This is a genomic window from Bacillus sp. V5-8f, assembly GCF_002863565.1.
Lineage (GTDB): Bacteria > Bacillota > Bacilli > Bacillales > DSM-1321 > Peribacillus.
The window spans coordinates 381,956-404,656 of the sequence record NZ_PGUW01000005.1; the positions used below are offsets into that span (position 1 = coordinate 381,956).

The 22,701-nt window shown below is 40.4% G+C and carries 21 protein-coding genes; 4 read left to right on the plus strand and 17 right to left on the minus strand.

Going from position 1 to position 22,701, the window contains the following annotated elements; all coding sequences use genetic code 11:
* Nucleotides 1-85: 85 nt before the first annotated feature.
* The 3 genes from CUU64_RS09475 to CUU64_RS09485 all read left to right on the plus strand — a co-directional run bounded on the left by CUU64_RS09475 (nt 86) and on the right by CUU64_RS09485 (nt 4,007).
* Entirely contained in the window at nt 86-1,318 is a 1,233-nt protein-coding gene (locus CUU64_RS09475; protein WP_101633350.1) for an aminopeptidase, read from the plus strand.
* 620 nt (nt 1,319-1,938) lie between these two features.
* Nucleotides 1,939-2,931 carry an LLM class flavin-dependent oxidoreductase gene (locus CUU64_RS09480; protein ID WP_101633352.1) on the plus strand — a complete coding sequence of 331 codons (993 nt, stop codon included), beginning with the start codon at nt 1,939-1,941 and terminating at the stop codon, nt 2,929-2,931.
* Between the two features lie 296 nt (nt 2,932-3,227).
* Entirely contained in the window at nt 3,228-4,007 is a 780-nt protein-coding gene (locus CUU64_RS09485; RefSeq protein WP_101633354.1) for a Cof-type HAD-IIB family hydrolase, read from the plus strand.
* 54 nt (nt 4,008-4,061) lie between these two features.
* Here CUU64_RS09485 and CUU64_RS09490 read toward each other — a convergent pair whose 3' ends face one another.
* The 8 genes from CUU64_RS09490 to CUU64_RS09530 form a co-directional block, all read right to left on the minus strand.
* The gene (locus CUU64_RS09490) at nt 4,062-4,355 is read right to left on the minus strand and encodes a YxcD family protein (protein WP_101633356.1); all 294 of its coding nucleotides are present in this window, start codon (nt 4,353-4,355) and stop codon (nt 4,062-4,064) included.
* Complete coding sequence (locus tag CUU64_RS09495) at nt 4,343-4,777, minus strand: hypothetical protein (RefSeq protein WP_101633358.1); 435 nt, start codon at nt 4,775-4,777, stop codon at nt 4,343-4,345. The genes CUU64_RS09490 and CUU64_RS09495 overlap by 13 nt, the downstream gene beginning before the upstream one ends.
* Before the next feature lie 242 nt (nt 4,778-5,019).
* Nucleotides 5,020-6,288, minus strand: a complete 1,269-nt coding sequence (locus tag CUU64_RS09500) for a coiled-coil domain-containing protein (RefSeq protein WP_257985471.1) — start codon at nt 6,286-6,288, stop codon at nt 5,020-5,022.
* A gap of 371 nt (nt 6,289-6,659) precedes the next feature.
* Nucleotides 6,660-7,436: a CPBP family intramembrane glutamic endopeptidase gene (locus CUU64_RS09505; RefSeq protein WP_101633361.1), complete on the minus strand. Its 777-nt coding sequence runs from the start codon at nt 7,434-7,436 to the stop codon at nt 6,660-6,662.
* Nucleotides 7,437-8,008: 572 nt separating this feature from the next.
* Nucleotides 8,009-9,715, minus strand: a complete 1,707-nt coding sequence (locus tag CUU64_RS23335) for a methyl-accepting chemotaxis protein (RefSeq protein WP_101633363.1) — start codon at nt 9,713-9,715, stop codon at nt 8,009-8,011.
* A gap of 14 nt (nt 9,716-9,729) precedes the next feature.
* A complete protein-coding gene (locus CUU64_RS09520) occupies nt 9,730-10,308 on the minus strand; it encodes a helix-turn-helix domain-containing protein (RefSeq protein ID WP_142383608.1) in 579 nt (192 codons plus the stop codon).
* A 35-nt stretch (nt 10,309-10,343) separates the two neighbouring features.
* On the minus strand, nt 10,344-11,075 hold the full coding sequence (locus CUU64_RS09525) for an EAL domain-containing protein (protein WP_101633365.1): 732 nt from the start codon (nt 11,073-11,075) through the stop codon (nt 10,344-10,346).
* 359 nt (nt 11,076-11,434) lie between these two features.
* Nucleotides 11,435-12,145 carry a LytR/AlgR family response regulator transcription factor gene (locus CUU64_RS09530; RefSeq protein ID WP_101633370.1) on the minus strand — a complete coding sequence of 237 codons (711 nt, stop codon included), beginning with the start codon at nt 12,143-12,145 and terminating at the stop codon, nt 11,435-11,437.
* 233 nt (nt 12,146-12,378) lie between these two features.
* On the opposite strand from CUU64_RS09530, the gene CUU64_RS09535 reads away from it, so the two are divergent.
* Nucleotides 12,379-12,897, plus strand: coding sequence for a DUF2179 domain-containing protein (locus CUU64_RS09535; RefSeq protein ID WP_101633371.1), 519 nt, complete (start codon nt 12,379-12,381; stop codon nt 12,895-12,897).
* 170 nt (nt 12,898-13,067) lie between these two features.
* Here the strand turns inward: CUU64_RS09535 and CUU64_RS09540 are convergent, their stop codons facing one another.
* The 9 genes from CUU64_RS09540 to CUU64_RS09580 all read right to left on the minus strand — a co-directional run bounded on the left by CUU64_RS09540 (nt 13,068) and on the right by CUU64_RS09580 (nt 22,554).
* Complete coding sequence (locus CUU64_RS09540; RefSeq protein ID WP_101633372.1) at nt 13,068-14,624, minus strand: glycine betaine ABC transporter substrate-binding protein; 1,557 nt, start codon at nt 14,622-14,624, stop codon at nt 13,068-13,070.
* A complete protein-coding gene (locus CUU64_RS09545; protein WP_101633373.1) occupies nt 14,617-15,771 on the minus strand; it encodes an ABC transporter ATP-binding protein in 1,155 nt (384 codons plus the stop codon). The genes CUU64_RS09540 and CUU64_RS09545 overlap by 8 nt, the downstream gene beginning before the upstream one ends.
* A 529-nt stretch (nt 15,772-16,300) precedes the next feature.
* Nucleotides 16,301-16,819: a hypothetical protein gene (locus CUU64_RS09550; RefSeq protein WP_101633374.1), complete on the minus strand. Its 519-nt coding sequence runs from the start codon at nt 16,817-16,819 to the stop codon at nt 16,301-16,303.
* Nucleotides 16,820-17,058: 239 nt separating this feature from the next.
* A complete protein-coding gene (locus CUU64_RS09555; protein ID WP_101633376.1) occupies nt 17,059-17,835 on the minus strand; it encodes an ABC transporter permease in 777 nt (258 codons plus the stop codon).
* Between the two features lie 37 nt (nt 17,836-17,872).
* Nucleotides 17,873-18,622 (minus strand): ABC transporter permease, encoded by a 750-nt coding sequence (locus CUU64_RS09560; RefSeq protein ID WP_101633377.1) that lies wholly within the window; start codon nt 18,620-18,622, stop codon nt 17,873-17,875.
* Nucleotides 18,622-19,434: an ABC transporter ATP-binding protein gene (locus tag CUU64_RS09565; RefSeq protein ID WP_101633378.1), complete on the minus strand. Its 813-nt coding sequence runs from the start codon at nt 19,432-19,434 to the stop codon at nt 18,622-18,624. Before CUU64_RS09565 ends, CUU64_RS09560 begins: the two co-directional genes overlap by 1 nt.
* Nucleotides 19,435-19,525: 91 nt before the next feature.
* A complete protein-coding gene (locus CUU64_RS09570) occupies nt 19,526-20,590 on the minus strand; it encodes an ABC transporter substrate-binding protein (protein WP_101633379.1) in 1,065 nt (354 codons plus the stop codon).
* A 414-nt stretch (nt 20,591-21,004) separates the two neighbouring features.
* Nucleotides 21,005-21,886 carry a hydroxymethylglutaryl-CoA lyase gene (locus tag CUU64_RS09575; protein ID WP_101633380.1) on the minus strand — a complete coding sequence of 294 codons (882 nt, stop codon included), beginning with the start codon at nt 21,884-21,886 and terminating at the stop codon, nt 21,005-21,007.
* Nucleotides 21,886-22,554, minus strand: a complete 669-nt coding sequence (locus CUU64_RS09580; protein WP_101633381.1) for a GntR family transcriptional regulator — start codon at nt 22,552-22,554, stop codon at nt 21,886-21,888. The genes CUU64_RS09575 and CUU64_RS09580 overlap by 1 nt, the downstream gene beginning before the upstream one ends.
* Nucleotides 22,555-22,701: the final 147 nt, after the last annotated feature.

Below are 22,701 nucleotides of genomic sequence, written 5' to 3' on the forward strand. Positions count from 1 at the left end.
CTTCACAAGCAAGGTCAGAAAAGTTTCTTTTTTTAAAAACAATCGCTAAAATATTAATAAAGATTTTGGAAAAGGAGACGATGCTATGATTAACTTTCAAACAAATTTGGATAAATACGCTGAGCTTGCCGTAAAGGTTGGGGTTAACATCCAAAAAGGTCAAACGCTTGTTGTTAATACTACCTTGGAAGGTGCTGGGCTTGTCCGGCTGATTGCCAAAAAAGCTTATGAAATCGGAGCACGCAATGTAGTCGTAAATTGGTCGGACGATACTGTAAACCGGACAAAATTTGATCTGGCGCCAGAAGATGTGTTCCAGGAATATCCTGAACATCGCGCGAAGGAAACGATTGAGCTGGCTGAGAAGGGAGCAGCTTTTATATCTGTCATTTCATCCAGTCCCGACTTGCTGAAAGGGGTAAAGCCTGAGCGGATTGCAAACTCACAAAAGGCCTCCGGTACAGCGCTAAAAAAATTCCGCCAATATATCCAATCTGACAAAGTCAGCTGGACAATCGTCGCGGTCCCTTCACAAGGATGGGCCGACAAAGTATTCCCCGATGCCCCGCAAGAAGAAAGAATACATAAATTATGGGATGCAATTTTTAACGCGACTCGTGTGTATTCCGATGACCCGGTTGCAGCATGGAAAAAACACGATGAGACACTACACGAGAAAGTTAATTATTTAAATAGCAAACATTATAAAAAACTCCATTACAAAGCACCAGGAACAGATTTAACAATCGAACTTCCTGATAAGCACATTTGGGTCGGAGCGGGCAGTATCAATGAAAAAGGCCATGAATTCATGGCAAACATGCCAACTGAAGAAGTCTTTACGGTTCCTGTTAAAACTGGCGTTAACGGAACGGTTGCAAGCACAAAGCCTCTAAGCTATGCCGGGAATATTATTGATAATTTCTCTATTACCTTTGAAAATGGACGAATTGTCGGCGTAAAGGCAGAAGAAGGAGAAGAAATCCTAAAACAATTGGTAGAAACGGATGAAGGTTCCCATTACCTAGGAGAGGTTGCGCTCGTTCCGTATAATTCACCAATTTCACAGTCAAATATTTTATTTTTCAACACATTATTTGATGAAAATGCTTCTAACCATCTCGCCATTGGCAGCGCTTATGCGTTTTGTATTGAAGGAGGCAAAAAAATGTCGGCGGAAGAGCTTGCAGAAAATGGATTGAACGAAAGCCTCACTCATGTTGACTTCATGATCGGTTCCCGTGTAATGGATATCGACGGAATTAAGGAAGACGGCAGTACGGACCCTATTTTCCGCAACGGGGATTGGGCGTTTTAATCAAGCAAGCTACCACAACTATTTATGGCCATGTGCAGTTGAATGCACATGGTTTTTTATCGTGTAGTTGTTTTTTTCCTACCACTCACGGTCCAGATCCCCGACCGATTTGGGAGACCTGCCCAAACCTCTGGCCTTCTTACTGAATATACTAAAGGAAAAGCGTAAGAAACAGGTGATCGAATTGAGAAAGCTTAAGTTGAGATTATTAAACATGCGCGCGAGGAAGCTGGGCAATCGGAATAAATATAACCACAGTTACTGGGATCATTTTGGCGACGATTTATTCTATGACGACCGTTTGAAATATAAAAACGGAGTGAGGTACCAATCTTATAAATGGAAATAACACGTTACAGCCTTGTGCCGACCCAAGGCTGTTTTTGTTTAGTAATAACCATGGGAAAATTTCCAGATACTTAGATTTTCTCCTTCATAAAGGAAATCTTCCTTACCTGTTGCTTAGAATATCGAGTAGAAATGAGCTCCCACCTCCCTCTCGCAATATAAGAAGCGCTTAATCAAAGGTGCCTCCTTTTTTATTTTGAAGCAGGACTTTTTAAAATGTCCCGGAAAAAGGATACACTATTATTATCTTTATTCTGAAAAGGAGTTTTACCATGCAGCTAAGCGTACTCGACCAATCTCCTATTTCAAAGGGTTCCAATGCCCGCATCGCGTTGCAGCAAACATTGGAACTTGCCAAAGCGGCTGAACAGCTTGGGTACACCCGTTTCTGGGTCGCTGAACACCATAATACGAATGGTTTGGCGAGCTCTTCCCCCGAGATTTTAATCTCCCATATTGCATCACATACCAAGCATATTCGTGTCGGTTCAGGCGGAGTGCTTCTTCCCCAATACAGCCCATATAAAGTAGCGGAAAACTTCCGCACCCTGGAAGCTCTTTTCCCTGGACGTATCGACCTTGGCATAGGCCGTTCACCCGGTGGTGCCGCCGATACACGCTTGGCACTCACAGATTCGATAAGAAAAAGCTTGAATGAATTTCCACGCCAGTTAAGGGATTTAAAAGGTTTTTTATCTGATTCCCTGCCTGAAGGCCATCCATATGTAAATGTAAAAGCAGCCCCAGTAACGGAATCTCATCCTGATTTATGGCTTCTAGGCATTTCCCATCGCGGTGCGCGGATGGCAGCAGAAAACGGTATTTCCTTTACATATGGCCACTTTATTTCACCAGGAGAAGGACGCAGGGCTGCTGATGAATATATGTCAAAATTCCAGCCCTCCCCCATGCTTTCCGAGCCTAAAATGAATGTATGCATTTTCGTTGTATGTGCAGAAACACAGGAGCAAGCAGAGGAATTAGCTTTAAGCCAGGATACTTGGCTGCTGAAGGTCGGGAAAAATGAAGATACCCAGGTTCCATCTATAGAGGAGGCAAAAAACACCTTTCTTATCGAAGAAGACAAACGAATCATCCGGAATAACCGCCGCAGGACGATTGTTGGAACTCCGGAAAAAGTAAAGGAAGAGCTAATGTTGCTGCAGGAAATTTATCAGACGGATGAATTTATGGTGATAACCAATATCTATGACTTCCAAGCAAAACTGCGTTCATACCATCTGCTCGCCGAAACCATGCTATGATATAGAATTTTTCTTAATTTAGAAGCAAACTTTTATTGCTGATAGTGATGTTCAGATGGATTACATGTTGCTTTTAATGTTATAACTGCTATATGTTATTCAACTGCCCTACATAAAAAATGTAATTGTATGTGAAAGGTAACAAAAAAAAGAAAGAAAATTGTTCTTTTTTGTTGTTACCATTATAAAATTCGGTTTGACCTGGAATGCGTTTCATACTTTACAATCGTAAAGTGGATTTGTATGTTACATCTTACAAGATTTTATCAGATCATTATTAGAAAGCAGGAACGAGAATGACAAAACAAAGCGTTATATTCTTTGATATTGATGGTACCTTGCTAAATCACGATAAAGAATTGCCTCTTTCAACTAAGGAAGCAATTTTTACATTAAAGGAAAAAGGGCATGTAGTGGCAATTGCGACAGGACGAGCACCTTTTTTATTCGAGAATTTACGCAGAGAATTAGAAATAGATACCTTTGTTAGTTACAACGGACAATATGTTGTTTTAAATGGCGAAGTGTTATATACAAACCCGTTAAATATTGAGTCGCTTGAAAAACTGACAGAAGCAGCACTTCAGAATAACCATCCTGTTGTGTTTATGGACCATGAAGAATGGACGGCGAATGTACCAGAACATGACTACATTACAGAAAGCATTCACACATTGAAAGTTGAGCGTTTTCCTATACATGACCCGCATTATTACAAAGGACGCAAACTATATCAAAGTCTCCTGTTCTGTCCAGAAGGAGAAGAGAAACAGTATGAACAGGCGTTCCCAGACTTTGATTTTGTAAGATGGCATCCTGTATCTGTGGATGTACTTCCACAAGGCGGGTCAAAAGCCAAAGGAATTGAAAAAATCGTGGAGAAATTAGGTTTTACTCCTGAACAGCAATATGCTTTTGGTGATGGGCTGAATGATATGGAGATGCTCTCTAGCGTAAAAAATAGTGTCGCAATGGGAAATGCAGAAGAAAAAGTAAAAGCAGTGGCAAAGTATGTTACAAAGTCTGTCCAAGATGACGGAATCCTTCATGGTCTTAAAATGGTTGGCCTATTATAGAAGCATTTCAAAAAAAGGCAAATTTCCTTAGCTGGAAATTTGCCTTTTCTAACGTTATTTGCCTTTAATATGGGCAATAATCCCTTCTTCTTCATCGAGCACAAGCTCAATTCCGGAATACGGATTCATATGGAGCACCTGGTCAAGCCATCCGCGAAGGGCTTCAATCAGGTTTTGGGTGATTAACACCTGTTTTCGATCGCCGACATATACCTCCGCTGAAAATCCGTAATCATCGTCGTACATTAATTCAACTTCGACTTCCTGAGGCTTGATTTGCCTTTTTTCTGCGATATAGATACAAACCGCATTAATGATATCCTGTTCTGGAATGATTAACGTCTCCATTGGTTATCATCCTGGCGTCTCCGATTATTTCTCAGCATTCTAAATACTGCGCGGATGATAGCGATAAGCGCAATAATGGCGATTAAGTTAACTAAAAATCCGATAATAGCACCAAAAGCCCCCAAGTTTCCTAACATGCCGCCAAGCAGGAACCCTGCCAACCCTCCAAATAGCATGCCGCGCATGAAGCCGCCTCTTTTTTGAACTGACCGGGTAAAGTTATTATTAGGACGGTTTACATTATTATTCTGTCTGTTTTGAAAATTACTTGATGGGTTATTGTTGTTATACCCTCGCTTGCCCGATTTGTAGGATTTCGCGCTAGCCACTTGATCATGGCCGCTGTTGTAAACAACGCTGCCTACAGGTGTAAAAGCAAGTGAAAACATTAAAACTGCTGCAGTGAGTATCTTTTTTACCATAGTATTGTCCTCCAATTTTTTGTGATATACGTTGGTGATTTTTTCGGCACTATTCTTTTATCGGCAATAGTATATACGGGCTAGGTGCAAAAAAGTTTCACTTTTTTTCATTTTTTATATTCTTTTATGCCATTATTTTTTCCTATTAAAGGGTTGTTTAAACAGGTAAATGTCAGAAAAAATTAATAGATTGCTATTAATTAGGAAAAAGGCAGGGAAACCCCCGCCTGCATTTGAAACTATTATTCTAAGATCCTTACAACACGGCCGTTAAACTTCTTTGCATAGTAGCCGCTTGACATGTTTGCAATGGCGATTCCGGTTGAGCTTTGGGATCCGATGAATTTACCGCCACCGAGATAGATGCCTACATGGCCATCTTTTTTATACGTATTGAAGAATACCAGATCACCAGGAAGGGCTTGGCTAAGTGTAATCTGGCGTCCAGCATGCTTTTGAATATCCGTATGAGCTCCTAACTTGATTCCTGCCTGGGCAAAGGCCCAAGAAGTGAACGCCGAGCAATCGAATCGTCCGTTTGCAATATCGGATGCTGTCCTGCCGCCTCCGAATACATACACAGAGTTTCCGATATATTTATTGCCGGCATTGACAACAATTGACCTGGCTCCGGAACCTTTATACGAAACGCCAGGCGAATTGTTGTTCGAGCCTGTGGAAGCAATCGACCGCAGCTTAGCGGCACGTTCCTCAGCTGCCTTAATCGCAGCCTGTCGCTTGGCTTCAAGCTGCATCTCCTCTTGAAGCTTTGTTTGCTGAGCAGCAAGTACGGTATCCTTCTTCTGGAGGTTCGCCTTCAAAGCAAGCGCAAGCTTTTGTTTTTCATTCAGCTCACTCTTCACCAATTTCGCCTGATTTTCCTGCTCTTTAATCTGGGCCATCATTCCTTCAAGCTCCAGCTTATAATCAGTTAGGTCGGTAAGCTTTTGCTCAACGTCGGATTTCTTTGCTTCCAATTCTGATTTGTCGGCTTCATGCTGCTGAATGATTTCACGGTCCGCTTCAACAATTGTTGCAACAGCACCTACACGGTCGATAAAATCCCGGAAGCTTGTGGAACCGAGCAGCACTTCAAGATAGTTGACATCTCCACCGGTTTCCTGGAATGAAAGCGCCCTTTCTTTCAGGATTTCGTTACGCCTTTCGATTCTATCTTCCAATTCTGCAACTTGCACCTTAAGTGTGTCTATATCAGTTTTTGTATCAGAAATTTTTTCTTTTGTTTCTGTTATTTTACTAGTATTATCCTTGATTGCTGTTTCAATTCGTTTAATTTGGATGTTCAGCTGGTCCTGCTTTTGCTTCAGAAATGTGATTTCTTGATTTGCATTCTCAATCTTGCCCTTAATTTCTGAACGGTCGTTTGCAACTTTATTCTGCTGGTCTTTTATTTCATTGATCGGTGCAGCTTTAGCTGCCGGAATGGTGAATACGCTGCCAGTTCCAAGTAATATGGCAGTTTGTAACGCGATTAACCTTCTTTTCAACACTCTCGTTCCCCGCTTTCTCCAGGCCAAACTCTGTATCTATATGTTAAAGGAGTAGTCATTTTCTAGATTATACAGCAGTTCGACACGTAATCATTTGCTTTTAGTTTTGCACTGTTCATTCTGCCTGTGAATATGTATCTACGAAACAGGCAGCGAAATTCTCAGAATGCTGTCAATTTCTGTTGAAACTAGTTAATATCTACTAAGTTATTTAGGCTGAAATTAGTATATCATCAATCATTGGCAAAATTGTAATAGAACCATTACATTTATGTTACAAGAATTACAATCCGATACAAAATTCCGTTTTTAATCTCTTTAAAAGAAAGGCTAGCCCTGTATAGATCAGCCTAACCAGTTTTAACATGAATTTATTTCCCAACTAAATACTTTCTACGCGATAAAACATAAAAAATAATCAGAATAGCTGCCGTCATTAAGAATGAAAGCATAGGATTCACATCTGTTACTTTAAAGATTGACGGGAGTTCCCCGCCTACTGATTGCTCGTCTGAAATGAACCAGAACAAAAACATATTATTAGCAGCATGGGCTCCAATTGAAAGCTCAAGGCTGCCTATTTTTACGGCAATCCAAGTAAGCATAAAACCAGTGAAAATATAATCCAAGCCTACCCATACTGCCGAACGTCCCATCTCCGGATTCGAAAAGTGGAGGGAACCGAATATGGCAGCGATGATGATAGATAAGGTAATAGGGCTGGCAATCTTTTTGGCGAACCACTGCAACAGGAAGCCCCTGAAGAATAACTCTTCGACTGTCGTCTGGATTGGGACCAGGAAAAGGACCACAAGAAACAAATAAAAGAAAGCACCCCAGGAAAAATTATTAAGTACCGTATCACCTGGGAAAATTATAAAATCAAGCACTTGGAACGCTATCATTAAACCAAAGAATACGGCAAACCCCCAACCAGCTTGTTTCCAATCTATTTTTGGCCGTGCTGTTACAAGTGTCCGCAGCTTCCGTTTGTGAATCACCTTTATAACGAACCATAAACCGAGCATCCAGACAACATTCATTAAATTACTGTATAGCAGATCATTCGTAGGACTTACGCCGATAAACGAGTCGGAAGTTCCCTGCATGTAAGCAGGTAACGTTCCCTTCATGCTCATCTCAATCATGCCGAGAACCCCGTAAATGAGGCTCCCTAATATAACGGAAATAATAATTATGATTAATGAAAGAACATACCTCTTCCAGCTATTTCTCCCGGGTACATTAAATAGATAGTGAATATAAATCTCTCCTTAACTTCGACTTTTTAGAATTATCTTAAAATACAGTATACATACCTCTATTCCTTCCCTCGGTTTTTGCCTGGGAAAGGCCTGAATCTGCCTTTTCTATTATATCATTCACTGATCTGTCATCAATATCATATAGTAATACCAATTGTTATTTGTACTCCTAAAGGGTTAATAGATTGGTTCAATATCGGCACGCTGCAAGTAAAAAAAGCTAGATTATCAACCTCGGATCTGATAAATTTGCAGGCAAATTCAACCTTACATAACTAAGAAACCACGATTCTATATTGGCTAATATTATTAAATCTGAGGTGTCCAGCCAGTTATTTTTAGCCTCTTGAAAAACTACTAATCTTATTCGTTTCCCAGCTTTTAAAGGATAAAAGCAAAGAAGAGGCATGTCAGACGGCCTCTTCTTCATTGGTCCATATATAAATCATTATTTCCTATACTTTAAATTTACTTAACATCTCTTGCAAGTCTACAGCTCTTTGGGTCAATGAACTGGCAGAGGCTGTGATTTCTTCCATGGAGGCAAGCTGTTCTTGTGTGGAGGCAGCTACACTTTGTGAATGGCCGGATGTTTCCCTCGATATTTCCGAGATTCCTGCTACAGCAGTAGATACCTCCTGTGCACTTTTGGAGATGTGCAGGGAAGTAGAAGCCATCTCATCAACCTGCCCCTGTATATTTACCAAAGATAGCATAATTTCCTGAAAGCTTTTTTCCGTTTTCCCGATGACAACCAATCCCTCTTCCACATCCGATTGCACTTGGCCAATCGACGCTGTTGAACGTTGCATGTCTGATTGGATTTCTTTAATCAGATCAGCAATCTGGGAAGAAGAAGCTTGGGATTGTTCAGCAAGTTTCCGCACTTCATCAGCAACAACTGCAAAACCCTTCCCGTTCTCTCCAGCACGGGCAGCTTCTATCGCAGCGTTTAAAGCCAGTAGATTCGTTTGATTGGCGATACCCGTAATCACCTGCGTTATTTCTCCGATTTCCCGGGATCTTCTTTCCAGCAGGCTAAGTACTTCACTGCTTACTTGGACGGATTGCTGAATCGCATGAATTTGCCTGGCTGTCGAGCCTATATGTTCGCCTCCCTGGGATGCCTTGCCGTTTACAAGGGAGCCTGCCTCTGATACAGCAGAAGCATTTGCGGCAATTTTTTCGATTCCTTTCGTAACCTCCGCTACAGACAGGGAAGTTTCTTCTACGTTTTCAGTCTGGCTTTCCGCGCCATTCGCCACTTCCTGGATTGCTTCGGTAATTTGTTCTGTGGCCTTGCTGGTTTGTTCAGCCCCGGCTGATAATTCCTGTGCTGTCGCAGCAACATGCTCTGATGTTTCATATATCGCATGAATCATATTCCGGATATTGTCTTTCATTAGATTATAGCTGGATGCAAGATCGCTTAATTCATCTCCATTTTTATCGGCCACTTCAATGGTGAAATCTCCATTTCCCGCATGAACGAGAGCATCTGAAATCGTTGTTAGTCTCTTTTTTAAGTTTCGCGTAAACCAGAAAATAACCAAACAAGAAATAATGATGACGATAACTAGGGTGTATAGGAATGTCTTTAAGATTGCGGAGGTGATGCTCTGAACAATTTTATCCGATGCCCCTACATAAAATATACCTATTGTTTTTCCACTTATGTCCTTTAAAGGCATATATGCCGTTTGATAGTGCTTTCCAGCTACATCGGCGTCGCCGTAAAAATTCTCCCCATCCTTTAATACACGGCTTCCAACCTCTGGCGAGATTTTTGTTCCGATTGCCCGCTCCCCATTTACCATAACATTGGTAGAAACCCTTGTATCCTGTTGGAAAATAGTTACAGTATCTCCCGTGTCACTCCCGATCTTATCAACAGCTTCAAAGTTGCCGTTCATTAGAGCAGACCCTTTGTATAATTGCCCATCTTTGATAGCCCAGTCACCAGGATATTTGTTATTCATATACCGGTAAGCCAGACCCAAATCACCTTTTGCTTTTTCTACGGCAAATTGTTTGATGCCTGACCCAATTTGCTGAACGAGGGCAGCACCTACTGTTATAGATAAAAAGACCAGGATGGATAAAACCATCAAATTGATCTTTGCACCTAGCTTTAATGTTAATTTCCTTTTTTGCTTGCTCATCATACATCTCCTTATTAAAGAAAACCAATATTCTGTGAATCCTTCAGCCTACCGTATTTGCGTTGCACACTAACAATAGAACGATTAAGCCGACCGGCAACTTCCTTGGCGGAGTATCCTTCCGAAAACAGGACTAACAGCTTTTCTTCTTCCTTAATGCTCCATGCCTTATAATTTGCCGTTTTTTCTTTTTTTCTTTCTCCTGCCACCCAGCAAGGTTCGGGAATGATCGATTGGTATTCGATTTTTGAAAAGTCCAGCTTCTCTCTATTTACTTCGGCCCACTGCCAAAAATCTTCAGGATGAATTAAGTAAAACTTTTTTGTTGTTCTTGTTATTTTTTTAGTACAATTTAGTCCATGCCTTGAAATCCAGCCTCTAACAGTAGCAGGATCCACCTTCAAAGCTTTGGCTAGTTCATAGGTTGTTAAATATCCGGTCTGTGCCTTTGTATTAGAAATGCCAATCCGCTTCATTTTGCTCAACAACGCCTGCTCGGTACGTCCCAGCTGTCTTGCAATGGTTGAAAGCTTCATGATACCTACCTGTTCTTTAAGAAATTCAATTTCTACTTCTGTCCAATTCTTTCTCAAATGTCTCACCTTTTTGCTAAATTCTACGATTGTTTTCATTGCCCACTCTGTTTCATTGCTTCTAACGGCATAGGTCTCTCCAATACGTACCCCTGTCCGAACCGGACCTTGAGGACCTTTGCCATAGCAAGGTCTACCGGTGTCTCGATTCCTTCCAAAACCACTTCAATTCCAAACGATTTGCAATAGTTTACCAGGAAAGATACCATCGCTTGCTTCTCAAGGTTTTTTGAGAGTTCCGTCGAAAAATAACGGTCCAGCTTTATATAATCCGGCTTGAACTCTATGATTTTTTGTAAGGAAGCAGCACCTTTCCCGACATCATCCATAGCAATTAAAAAGCCTTGATTCTTGATCCTTTCCACCATGTTTTTTAATTGGGGAATGTGCCAGATTTCCTCCTCAGCATATGATTCATTTAATTCAAAAACGACCTGGCGGACAATATTGGGATTCCCCTTTTTGACAGACTCTATAAACGTTAAAAAATCATGGTTAATTACGGTAGAAGGAAACACATTTACAAACAATTTTTTATCTCGCAGAAAAGGTAAAGATTCAATAGCTTGTAAAATGGAAATCGTATCAAGCGTAGATAAACAATTATTCTTTCGGGCATAGGAAAAAAAGTGTTCAGGATTTTCGAAATATTCATGACGCAGCAGAGCTTCGTACCCATATATGCCCCATTCTCTTAAATCCCATAGTGATTGATAATGGTGGTGAATGTGGTCTTCTAATGTTCCAGCTACAGCTGTTTTGTCCATAACATCACCCACTCCTTTCAAGTAATCACTAGGATTTTCTACCTAACCGTCCAAGTGGTTTAATAGGAATATATGAATATTTTCAAAAATTGTCCAATCCCTTTAAGACATAATATTCTTGGTTTCAATCCTTAAAATAGTCCTTTTGAGCATAAAAAAAGACCTATCATGCAAAAATTTACAAATTTTTTTAAAATAATCCTGAAATCCAGGGTCATAATGTCATGGGGGCTAGGCAAACTTTTCTCCATTGTGAAAAAATAAAACGGCTGCCGACTTTGTCGACAGCCTTGATAACCTCGGTAGTTGGGGGCTCTCCCCCTGAGAAAGTAGGACGTTCAAAACTACAGGTATTACCTTTATATTGACTTATAATATTGCAATTCACTCAGTTTATGCTTTGAGATCTTAGCAGTTTCCCGATAATTTTTGAAATATGCTATATACATTTGCCCGCAGGCTTCTATTTTTGATAAGTAATCCAGATTGATGATATAAGATCTGTGCGATGCCATAAATCTTGTATCTAGTAACTTTTCAAGAGATGTTAAAGCTTCTTTTGCTTCTATTTTATTATGAATAGTATGAATGAGGGACTTTCTGTCGGTTCTCTCGATGAAATATATTTCTTCGAACGGGATAAACGTAATACTATTTTGCTGCTTAATCATCAAGTTTTTATGGCTTACCGCTTCATTTTCATAATTTTTATTTAATACTTGGCCAGCCCTTTCAAGAGCGGCATACAACCGGGTTCTCTCAATGGGTTTGAGGATATAGTCGATGGCGCTGACATCAAAGGCCTCCAGCGCATATTCATCATTGCCTGTAATGAAAATGACCTGCAAATCCGGAAAGAGCTCCTTGCAGGATTTGATCGCTTCCATTCCGTTTAAAAGCGGCATTCCGATGTCAACCAGGGCCACATCAGGCCTATCTGTCACGATCCGGCGTATTAGTTCTTCTCCGTTAACTGCTTCCCCCGTAACCTTGTAATTCGGAATAGACTCAATGAAGTGTTTTATTAACTTTCTTGAGGAAGGATCATCCTCGGCAATCAAAATGTTCAATAATTCCTCACCCCCTTGTATAATATTTAATAAAATACCCAATCAAAATGAGGATATCCTTTATGTATAAAAGCAATAATAACAATGCACAAGTTAATTGGAAACAATTTCTGCATTTATTATCGGGTTTTTATACTATTATTATAGTAGTTATACAAGTATATCAAAATAGTCAAAACTAGGTAATTTTCCTTATGTTTACGATTAAATAATAAATTTTTCGAGGTGCCAAATTGAAAGAAATACTTTTAATCTTATTGTTGCAGCTAGCGTATGTTCCCCTATTAACATTACGAACTATTTTCCTGGTCAAAAATATTACAGTTCTTGCTTCCATTATGGGCGTTTTTGAAATGCTGATTTATGTATTCGGCTTGTCCTTAGTGTTCAGCGGTGACCAAAGCATCTTGGCGATGGTCGTTTATGCGGTCGGGTTTGGGATTGGAATCGTGTTTGGAACTAAAATTGAGCAGAAGCTCGCGATAGGTTATATTAATGTGACAGTAAATACCCAGCATAAAAATAAAGAACTAATCGATACTTTGCGGATCAACGGATTCGGTGTTACCCTCTACGTTGGAGAAGGCAGGGATAGCAACCGATACCGGATGGAAATCCTGACAAAACGAAACCGTGAGGATGAATTGATTTCCACCGTCGAAAAATTTGAGCCAAAAGCATTCATCATTTCTTATGAGCCGCGGCGGTTTAAAGGCGGATTTTTATTGGATCGAATGAAGAAGCATAGTTAAATGTAAAAGAGACTGTCTTTTTTTGGACAGTCTCTTTTCGTGTTTAAGGAGCTAAATCCGCTGAAAGGTTGCTCCATATTATTTACTTGCACGAACTTTGGGTTTGGGTTATATGCCTTGGGTTGAAGGACATTCCACTAGCCTGCACTTTGGATTTTTTCCTTCACGTTTTATTTTATTAATTCCTTTTCCTTTAAAAATTCTCTCGCCACTTCCCTCGGGTCTTCTTTATCCAAATCCACCCGTGCGTTCATTTCTGCCATGTCCTTCTCAGATATTTGGCCCGCAAGTTTATTGACGACTTCTTTTAATTTAGGAAACTTTTTCAATGTGTCTTCGCGAACAACAGGTGCTGCATAATAAGGAGGGAAGAATTTTTTATCATCTTCCAGCACCTTCAGATTGAAACGTACAATTCTGCCATCGGTTGTGTAAGCAGGAATGGCATCTACTTCTCCTTCTTTTACAGCAGAGTACATTAGATTTGGATCAAGGCTGCGTTTTTCACTAAAACTCATGTTATAGGTTTTAACAAAAGCATCAAATCCATCTTCGCGCTCATAAAAATCAGTCGGTCCTCCAAATCTTAATCCGGATGCTTTTGGAACAAATTCTGAAATGGTTTTTGCACCCGACTGTTTAAAGCTTTCCGCATTAAGGGCAAGCGCATAGGTATTTTCAAAGCCTAATGGTTTTAGCCATTCTAAATTGTATTGTTCGCTATATCCTTTTTTTACCCTATTGTATATTTCATCCGCACTGTCTTCAGGCCTGTACTCTTCTTTAAGGATCGTCATTAGGCCTGTTCCTGTATATTCTACGAACATATCAATATCGCCTTTTCGAATCGCCTGGGTGATAATAGGAGTTTCTCCCAGCCCTTCCTGTACCGTTACATTATAGTCTGTTTGGTCCTTCACATATTCAGCGATGATATGAGGGAGAATATATTGCTCAGTCCATTTTTTCCCAGAAATTACGATGGTGTCTTCCGTGTTTCCTCCTCGCAATCCAATGAACAAAGCTACTGCAGCAATTGGCACAAAGATCAAGCTTAGTTTTTTCCACGAAATTTTCTTTCGGGACTTAGGGTCTGTTGCCGTTTCGATCCGTTTTAAAATAAGATCAATAACAATAGCTAGGAATGCAGCGGGAATAGCTCCTGCAAGGACAAGTTCGTTTCTTGCAGTCGATAATCCACGGTAAATTAAATCACCTAGACCTCCTGCGCCGATAAACGCCGCCAAAGTAGCAACACCAATCGTCAAGACAGTCGCTGTCCTAAGCCCAGCCATAATGATGGGCAACGCAAGAGGCAATTCAATCATGCGTAAAATCTGGTTCTTTGTCATTCCCATTCCCCGGCCGGCTTCAACAGCTGATTGGTCGACACCGGTTATTCCTGTGAAGGTGTTTCGCAGGATTGGCAGTAGGGCATAGATAGTTAGAGCAATAATGGCTGTTATATTCCCAATTCCAAACAGCGGCAATAAAAAGCCGAATAATGCAAGACTCGGTATGGTTTGGAAAATAGAGGCCACACCAATCACTGGTTCAGCCAATTTTTTTCTTCTCGCAATAAAAATCCCGACCGGTATAGCGATTAGAGTTGCAATCACAAGTGACACAAGCGATAAAAATAAGTGCTGCTGTAGTGCTTCAAGTATTTCCGGCCACCTTGTTTGGAATGTATTCACAAGATTGACAAAAAAGTTTTCTTTATTCATTTCTTCCTACGTCTCCTTCCACAGGTGCCGGTGGTGCAATTTTCATTCCTGCCAATCCTCTCATCATGGTGGAGCGTGTAATAAGCCCTACCAATTTTTCGTTTTGTAAGACAGGTATAAGGACGGCCCCTTTTGCAAAGAGTTCAGCGACATCAGTATAAGGTGTGTCGGCTTCCACAGTTTGAATATCACGATCCATAATTTCCTGCAAGGTTTTGTCTTCCTCCGCATAGTAACGTTCCACATTATCAATGGTGGCGATTCCGAGCAGTTGGTTTTGCTGGTTGGTTACAAGCAGGGTGTCAACCTTATAGGTTTTCATTGTTTTAAGGGACTGTGCAAGACCCCGTGTTGGACGTGCAGTCACCACTTTGTTCAACATAAGATCCGCTGCAACCGGAGGAGAGTTATCCCAGGCTTCCAGACGTTCTTCCCCAATAAAACCTTTCACGAATTCATTTTTTGGATGGCGGAGTATTCTCTCCGGTGTATCAAACTGTACGATTTCACCATCCTTCATAATGGCAATCCTGTCAGCGATCTTGATTGCTTCGTCCATATCATGGGTAACAAAAACGATCGTTTTCTTAATGTCCTCCTGCAGATTCACCAGCTCATCCTGAAGCTGCTCACGGCTGATTGGATCTAGTGCAGAGAAAGGTTCATCCATCAGGATAATCGGAGGTTCCGCTGCCAACGCCCGGATAACGCCTACACGCTGCTGCTGGCCCCCACTCAATTCGGCAGGAAAACGTGTCTTATATTCATCAGGATCTAAACCGACCATATTCAGGAGTTGATCCACTTTACTCTCATACCGTTCCGGATCCCATCCTTTTAATCTAGGTACAAGCGTAATATTCTCCTCAATGGTCAAATGGGGTAAAAGGCCGATCTGCTGTATAACATAACCGATATTTCTTCGAAGCTGGACAGGATCAATGTTAGAAATGTCTTCCCCATTTATTAAGATTCTGCCGCTAGTCGGCTCAATTAACCGATTTATCATCCTCATCGTAGTAGTTTTCCCGGAGCCGCTGGGACCGATTAAAGCAACTAGCTCCCCTTCTTCAATGTGAAAATCAATATCCTTCAACGCAACAAATCCATCCGGATATTTTTTTCCAACATGTTCAAAAGTAATCAATAAAAATCGCCTACTTTCCTAAAACTTGCGTAGCTATGAAGTGCGTGCCTATTACTTAGGTAATTTCCCAATTAGAGTAAATTAAAAATGATAGATTCTTGGGAATAAAACGCATCGGATTGTGGTATTTCATCAGGAATTGAAAAGGATGGCAAATAAATAATTTAGCGGAGTTTTTCCCTAACACCGGGGACTTACAGGTAAGGGAACTGTTTTAGAATCGTTCCGTGAATTAGAAAAAGAAAGGGAAACGATTAGAGGCTTTCATGAAGTCGAACCCATCTCAAAAACAGGAAATATGGTTGCACGAATCACAATTATTAATCGATCAAACCAAACCGACAATCAATTAAGACAAATGTATGTAACTTATCTTCCAAAACTCTTGGCCAATTATCTGACATAACCTATGCTTCATTCATGATGCGACACAGCAATAAACACAATCCTATGAAGTATCTTTACCCGTGATGAAGACCTGGCAAACCCCTTTTTATAAAAAAAGAAGAGATTCAACAAATGAATCTCCTTACCTATCATTCTCTTCATCTGAACGCCAAAGAAGATCATCCGAGGATTTACCTTGGACTTTATCCTTCCAAAGCTGCCAAACCGCCTTCCCGTCAGAAGGAGTGCCGCTCGGGTAATTCATCGGAAAAATAGACCAGAAAAGCGCAATAAATGAGAAATAAACAAACTGGTACCACCAAACACTTGGTTCTAGCACTCTCATATAAATAAGAATATTGACAGCTGCAATACTGATTCCGTTGAAAATAGCACCGCCAAGCAATATAAAAGTGTTGGTTAACCGATTATTAAATTTAATCATCGTGAATTCACAACCGCCTGCCCAAAAGTAGTACTGGCGGATTTCAAATTTTAAAAAGCTGAACAGCTTTTTGCCATGCCCGATTACTACCTTCTTCTCTTTGCCGCCAAAAAGAGTAACAAAAAACAAATGGCCCGATAAATGAATGATCGTCACCACAGGATAGATCAAGAAAAAAGCGAGGAAAAACTTCCAAAAGTCATTAAAACCAAACATGCTACAGACCTCCTAAGCTGATGACTTCCGGCCCACGGTTTCATATCTACCCTGTGTGAATTCAAATAACCTAGAAGTTTTTTCATTGGAAGATGGTAGTTAAAAATTCTTTATAGTCTTGCTGCCTGTTGTAAGAAAAATAAGGATAGCCATTAATCTGCTATCCTTTGTTATAGCTTAATATCCCGCCGTCTTTACTAAGAGGTGGACGGACCCTACCCTCTTCAATTCACAGCATTCTATGACAAATTAATCTGCCGCTTGCCAATCTTCTGTTCGTTTTTTTCTTGCCATAACAGGAAGAGAAAGGTAAAGAAAAAGGCAATAAAAATAATGAAGATAATGATGGCAAGTATAGAAGATGGCTGATTTAGGGACATATAATGTACTAATCGATGCCCCAATCCTTCGTAGGAAGCAAACATTTCAGCCAAAGTCAATCCTAAAAAGCAAAGACTAAAGCACATACGAAGACCTACTACTAGTTGAGGCATAATGGCAGGAATAAGGATTTGCCTAGTTTTTTGCAAGAAAGACATTTTGTACGACTTTGCCAGCTTCAAATATATTTCTGGAATCGTCCTTGTTGCCTCCATGCAGATAATCATGATGGGGAATACCCCATGAAAAACCGAAAAAGCTACCCTTCCCTGTATGGTTAATCCAAATATTAATAGAAATATAGGATAGAGTGTTACCTTTGGGATGGAATATAATCCGAGTATTAATGGAGACAGTGTTTTGGTCCAGAAAGCACTTAATCCTATAAAAAAGCCAAGAACAGTTCCTAAAATGGCTGCAATGATAAAAGAAATGATCAATGTGAGGACGGTATTCCCCATATCACCCAACCAATTATTCGCATTTTCTTTCAATTCGACTACACTTTGCCAAGGAGATGCCATTGCGGGTTCTCCCAGCATTAAATAAATAATCTCCCATAACAGGATAATCGTAACCGGGACCATATATCTCCCAAATGTATACCACTTTTCAAGTGACGCATTGGCTTTCAAGCAGGTCTCCTCCTTTCAATGTATAGTAACAACAACATCATGAATTCCTTCTATAGGCTCGTGATTCTATATATCCAAGCACCACATTAACAATCAGTGCGATCATGATTACCAGAAGCACCGAACCATACATACCGTTCATATCAAAGTTGTTATAGGCGTACGAAATCGTGTAGCCTAATCCACGTGAGGATAATATAAATTCAGTAGCGATTACCCCAATAATCGAATAGGCAGCAGCGAGCTTGATCCCTGTAAAAATAGACGGCCACGCAGCTGGAAAATAAATGTGTATAAGCATTTGACGAAATGAAAGATTGCAAGAACGACCGACCTTAACTAACACCTTTCTAATCTCACGAAAACCAATGGCTGTGTTAGTGATTACTGCCGGAAGTGAAAAAAACAACCCAATCATGACAACTGGCAGCGGCCCGATTCCGAGGATACTAATAAAAATAGGGTAAAGTGCAAAAAAGGGAATGGCATAGAATAACATTAAATACGGCTGGAGAACATGGTGGGCAAACTCAGAACGCCATAGAATAACACCAAAAAGAATTCCAAAAAGAATGGCACCTATGAAGCTTGTGATAATCTCTAGTGCCGTTACCGCAAAATGGTTCGTAACATATTCGGGATTAGTTAGATTTTCTATCATGTTCATGAACATAGTGGAAAAGGGGATAAACGTAAATGAATCAAGCCATTGACTTCGGGTGCTCACTTCATAGAGTACCAGCAAGGAAACGATAATAAGAATTTGTGTAAGCCGATCCCGTTTCATTATCCTACCACCCGATTATTTTTATTGGTATAATCCGGTTGTTTCATTAAAGACTCTTCTTCAAGACTTGACCAAAGCTTTTGTGTTATTTCAGCAAATTCTGGGGTCGTTAAAGCAGCTGCATCCCTAGGTTTTGGCAATGTACTTTTGATAAGATGCTTAACCTTTCCTGGCCTGGCTGACAAAACTACAATTTTATCAGATAAAAGCGCCGCTTCTTGAATGCTATGCGTGACCAGAACCACTGTGGCTTTTGTTTGTTCTACTATTTTCAGCAGCTCTCCACCCAGTATTAAGCGCGTCTGCTCATCCAATGCACCGAATGGTTCATCCATAACGACAATTTCCGGTTGAGTAACCAGGGTCCTGGCAATAGCAACACGCTGCCTCATTCCTCCTGATAATTCATATGGATAAGAGTTTTCAAACCCTTTTAAACCGACAAGTTCTATCATCCTATAAGCCTGTTCTCTATACTCCTTCTTGGATCGCCCTTGCATTTGCAGTCCGAAGGCAACGTTTTCCAATACAGTCCTCCAAGGAAAGGTAGATTCCTCCTGAAACACGATTCCTATTGATTTTTGAGGACCAGTCACAATGTCACCTTTAATTTTTACAGCACCCGTGGTAGGCTGCCGCAGTCCAGATAAAATTTCCAATAAGGTCGTTTTTCCACAACCACTTGGACCAACAATAGAAATAAATTCCCCTTGTTGTACTGTAAAGTCAATGTTTTGTAACGCAATCACTTCTTTAGCATCACTTGAATAAATTTTTGTTAAATTCTCCACTCTCATTAATGGTTCAACCATTTATGCTCGCCCCTTTGCTCCTGGAATGAAGGTATAGGCCGTAGCCGTCCCACGCCAAACAGCTGGACATGTGCGGCTACGGCAGAGGAAACTATTTATTTGTACTTAGCTCGGATGGATCAAGCCTTTGATCTTCTGGAAGGAATTGCATATCCAATATCTCTTCCCAGACAATTTCCTGTCCTTTCTTGAGGGTATTTGCAAGCTGCATTCCCTTTACTACATTCTCCATTGAAGCCGCCTCAATTTTGCTTCCCCAATGCTTCTGTTGTGCCAAGTCTTTTAGCGCAGCCACCGATGCGGCCTCATCAATTTCAGCGTTTTTCGCAAAAATCTTTCCAGCTTCTTCAGGGTTCGCATAAACCCACTCTACAGATTTTTGGTAGGCAGCAAGGAATCTTTTCACAAGTCCCGGATTTTCTTTAATCACCTGTGGACTAGTGATGATAACGCTCTGCTGGTAGTTGGATAAGTGTTCAGAAACACGGAACAAGGTTTTCCAATCATTTTTCTGGACGGAGTAAGCTGGTTCCAACATTAATGTTGCGTCCACTTCCCCTTCTTTAAGTAACGTAAGACCTTCACTGACACCTCCAGATGCCACCATTTTTAGTGATTTCGGATCAATGCCAGCCTCATCCAAGACTAGCTGTGAGGTAGTTTCTGATACAGAGCCCGGATTGGTAAACGCCCAAGTCTTTCCAACTAAGTCTTCTATTTTACTAATCTTGTCGTCCTTACGGGTTACGTACACCAAATCACTCACACTTTGTACTCCGCCGCCTACAATCTTTAATGGTGCACCAGCTAGGTATGACTGAAGGACTGCAGAGGTAGAAACATCCCCAAACGGAAGATCCCCTGAGAGTACATTACGTACCGTTGTTCCTCCACCTGCACTGCCCACAATCGTTTTTAGCTTAATGCCCTCTTCCTCGAAAAATCCTTTTTCTATCCCAATGTTATAAGGGACGCCATATAGCCCTGTAGGATAGTGGGTTACGGAAATTTCTATCTCATCAACTTTCCCTTTACCTTCGCTTTTACTTTTAGCAGTTCCACTTGCTGCATCATTACCGCCACAGCCAGCTAATACAATTAAGAGCAACCCAAGCATCACACCCATAAATTTTTTCATGATTAATGTTGTCCTCATTTAAATACCCCCTCCTATTTTTTATATATAGATAGCGCTTTCATTTTTCTTTATTAATCCCTCCTGTATTGTTTTATTGGTGTTTCCCACTCTATGAAGTTACTTATGAATAGTTAAGGGTGAAGTAGGAAAAACTGCTTTTTTTTGAAATTGTATCACTTTGTATACAATTCGTCTATCTATTTTACTGAAAATTTAGACAAATAAAAATAGTTAGAATACTTATCATATAATCCGACTACTTTCTTGTTATTTCCACATTATTATTCGGTTATTTATTGCAAAAAACAATCTGAATGTTAAATTATGTAGAGGATTTTTCGGATTCAAAGGTCCATTATAAAATTCTTGTTTTATCAGAATTTTATAATGTATACATTTGTTAAGCTGACTCTTTTCGGTTCTTGCATGGATTTATATTCCTGCTTTCATAAGCATACCATCTAGCGGACGTTCTATGATTATTTCCATCCACTTAGCAATATTGATTAATAGTTCAAGGTTGGTTTGGGTCTCTGCCCCCATTTTATGAAACATATTTACCATGTCTTCCGTACATACATTACCAACTGCTTTAGGGGCGAATGGACAGCCTCCTAACCCGGCAATAGAAGAATCAAAACGCCTTACCCCCGCTTGGTATCCTGCTAGTGTATTGGCAAGGCCCAATCCGCGGGTATTATGGAAATGAAGCCCAAGCGTAACATTTGACCCAAAGTTTTCTTTAAATAATAAAACGATTCGCTGAACCTGTACAGGATTTGCCATCCCAGTAGTATCAGCAAGTGTAATTTCAGTACAGCCAGCATTCAAAAAGGCTTCTGCAACCTGCAGGATCCTTGTTTCAGGCACTTCACCCTCAAAAGGACAGCCAAAAGCTGTACCGAGCACACCGGCCACTCCTTTCCCAGCTTTTACTCCTTCATCAATAACCGCTGTCAGTTCCTTAACGGCTTGTTCTACTGTCCTTTTTGCATTTTTCATATTAAACTGGTCGCTTGTTGCTGTTACAACATGTAAAAAATCCACTTCAGAGTTTAATGCCCTCTCTAAACCTGAACGGCTCAGTACAAGCCCGCCATATCTAACGTCCTTCCTCTTCGGGACATATTTCATCACTTCTTCAGCATCAGCCATTTGGGGTACGACCTTAGGATTTACAAACGAAACAGCTTCAATATTTCTAAGTCCTGCATCAATTAATTTCTTGATCAATTCTACTTTTATCTCAGTTGAAACAATTTTCCCTTCATTTTGCAATCCATCTCGCGGGCCTACCTCACATATTTCTATCATTAGGCTTCCTCCTTTGTTAAAAACTGAAATTCTATGCTATCCAGGTGTTTAAATACATGGTCTCTCCCCTGGTAAATATGTTCCTGGAGAGCGATCCGGGCTCTTTCAGCATCCTTGCTCTTAATTGCTTCCAGCACAGCATTATGCGTTTCATGGGAGCGTCTTATTTGCGAAGGTTTATACCAATAAAAGGAACGAAATATTAGTGGCACTACAACCACTTTGGAAATGTGATAGGAAATCTGTTGATTTTTCGAAGCGGCAACAATTGATTCATGGAAATCCTGATTGACAGTAACGATTTCATCGATGCTATCGCTATTAGAATTAAGATATCTGTCAATGGTCTGGCCATAACGCTGGTTCGCTTCTTCCATCCTCTGCATATCCTCATCAGTCCGGTGGATGGCAGCCTGGCTTGCAGCATAACCCTCTAAAAGCGATCTGATATCATAAATTTGGCGAATATCTTCTTTGGTAAACTGACGCACAATGACACCTCGTTTTAAAGGTGTTATGAGGTCTTCTGCCTCCAGCTGTTTAATGGCTTCTCTAATTGGTGTCCTGCTTATTCCTAATTCCTTAGCGAGGAATTCCTCGGTTAACCTAAATCCAGGTTCAAATCTCCCATGGATAATCGATTCTTTTATGAATTTATAGGGATCCATATTTAACACCTCTACCTTGATTGTATACAATAGTATTTTGAATTGCAATAATATTAAAAATCCTATGTGATTTTAGCGAATTCCAGATAAAAAATCTTTAATTTTTGTAAAAAGAAAAGTTTTGTTTGATTTATTGTATACAAAGTG

What these genes read in the sequence shown, in the direction of transcription:
- CUU64_RS09570 (WP_101633379.1), bottom strand. Translation starts at nt 20,590, where the DNA reads ATGAGGACAACATTAATCATGAAAAAATTTATGGGTGTGATGCTTGGG.
- CUU64_RS09505 (WP_101633361.1), bottom strand. Translation starts at nt 7,436, where the DNA reads ATGATTGAGATGAGCATGAAGGGAACGTTACCTGCTTACATGCAGGGA.
- CUU64_RS09490 (WP_101633356.1), bottom strand. Translation starts at nt 4,355, where the DNA reads ATGGAGACGTTAATCATTCCAGAACAGGATATCATTAATGCGGTTTGT.
- CUU64_RS09475 (WP_101633350.1), top strand. Translation starts at nt 86, where the DNA reads ATGATTAACTTTCAAACAAATTTGGATAAATACGCTGAGCTTGCCGTA.
- CUU64_RS09560 (WP_101633377.1), bottom strand. Translation starts at nt 18,622, where the DNA reads ATGAAACGGGATCGGCTTACACAAATTCTTATTATCGTTTCCTTGCTG.
- CUU64_RS09525 (WP_101633365.1), bottom strand. Translation starts at nt 11,075, where the DNA reads ATGGACAAAACAGCTGTAGCTGGAACATTAGAAGACCACATTCACCAC.
- CUU64_RS09480 (WP_101633352.1), top strand. Translation starts at nt 1,939, where the DNA reads ATGCAGCTAAGCGTACTCGACCAATCTCCTATTTCAAAGGGTTCCAAT.
- CUU64_RS09575 (WP_101633380.1), bottom strand. Translation starts at nt 21,886, where the DNA reads ATGATAGAAATATGTGAGGTAGGCCCGCGAGATGGATTGCAAAATGAA.
- CUU64_RS09485 (WP_101633354.1), top strand. Translation starts at nt 3,228, where the DNA reads ATGACAAAACAAAGCGTTATATTCTTTGATATTGATGGTACCTTGCTA.
- CUU64_RS09495 (WP_101633358.1), bottom strand. Translation starts at nt 4,777, where the DNA reads ATGGTAAAAAAGATACTCACTGCAGCAGTTTTAATGTTTTCACTTGCT.
- CUU64_RS09565 (WP_101633378.1), bottom strand. Translation starts at nt 19,434, where the DNA reads ATGGTTGAACCATTAATGAGAGTGGAGAATTTAACAAAAATTTATTCA.
- CUU64_RS09540 (WP_101633372.1), bottom strand. Translation starts at nt 14,624, where the DNA reads ATGAATAAAGAAAACTTTTTTGTCAATCTTGTGAATACATTCCAAACA.
- CUU64_RS23335 (WP_101633363.1), bottom strand. Translation starts at nt 9,715, where the DNA reads ATGAGCAAGCAAAAAAGGAAATTAACATTAAAGCTAGGTGCAAAGATC.
- CUU64_RS09550 (WP_101633374.1), bottom strand. Translation starts at nt 16,819, where the DNA reads ATGTTTGGTTTTAATGACTTTTGGAAGTTTTTCCTCGCTTTTTTCTTG.
- CUU64_RS09580 (WP_101633381.1), bottom strand. Translation starts at nt 22,554, where the DNA reads ATGGATCCCTATAAATTCATAAAAGAATCGATTATCCATGGGAGATTT.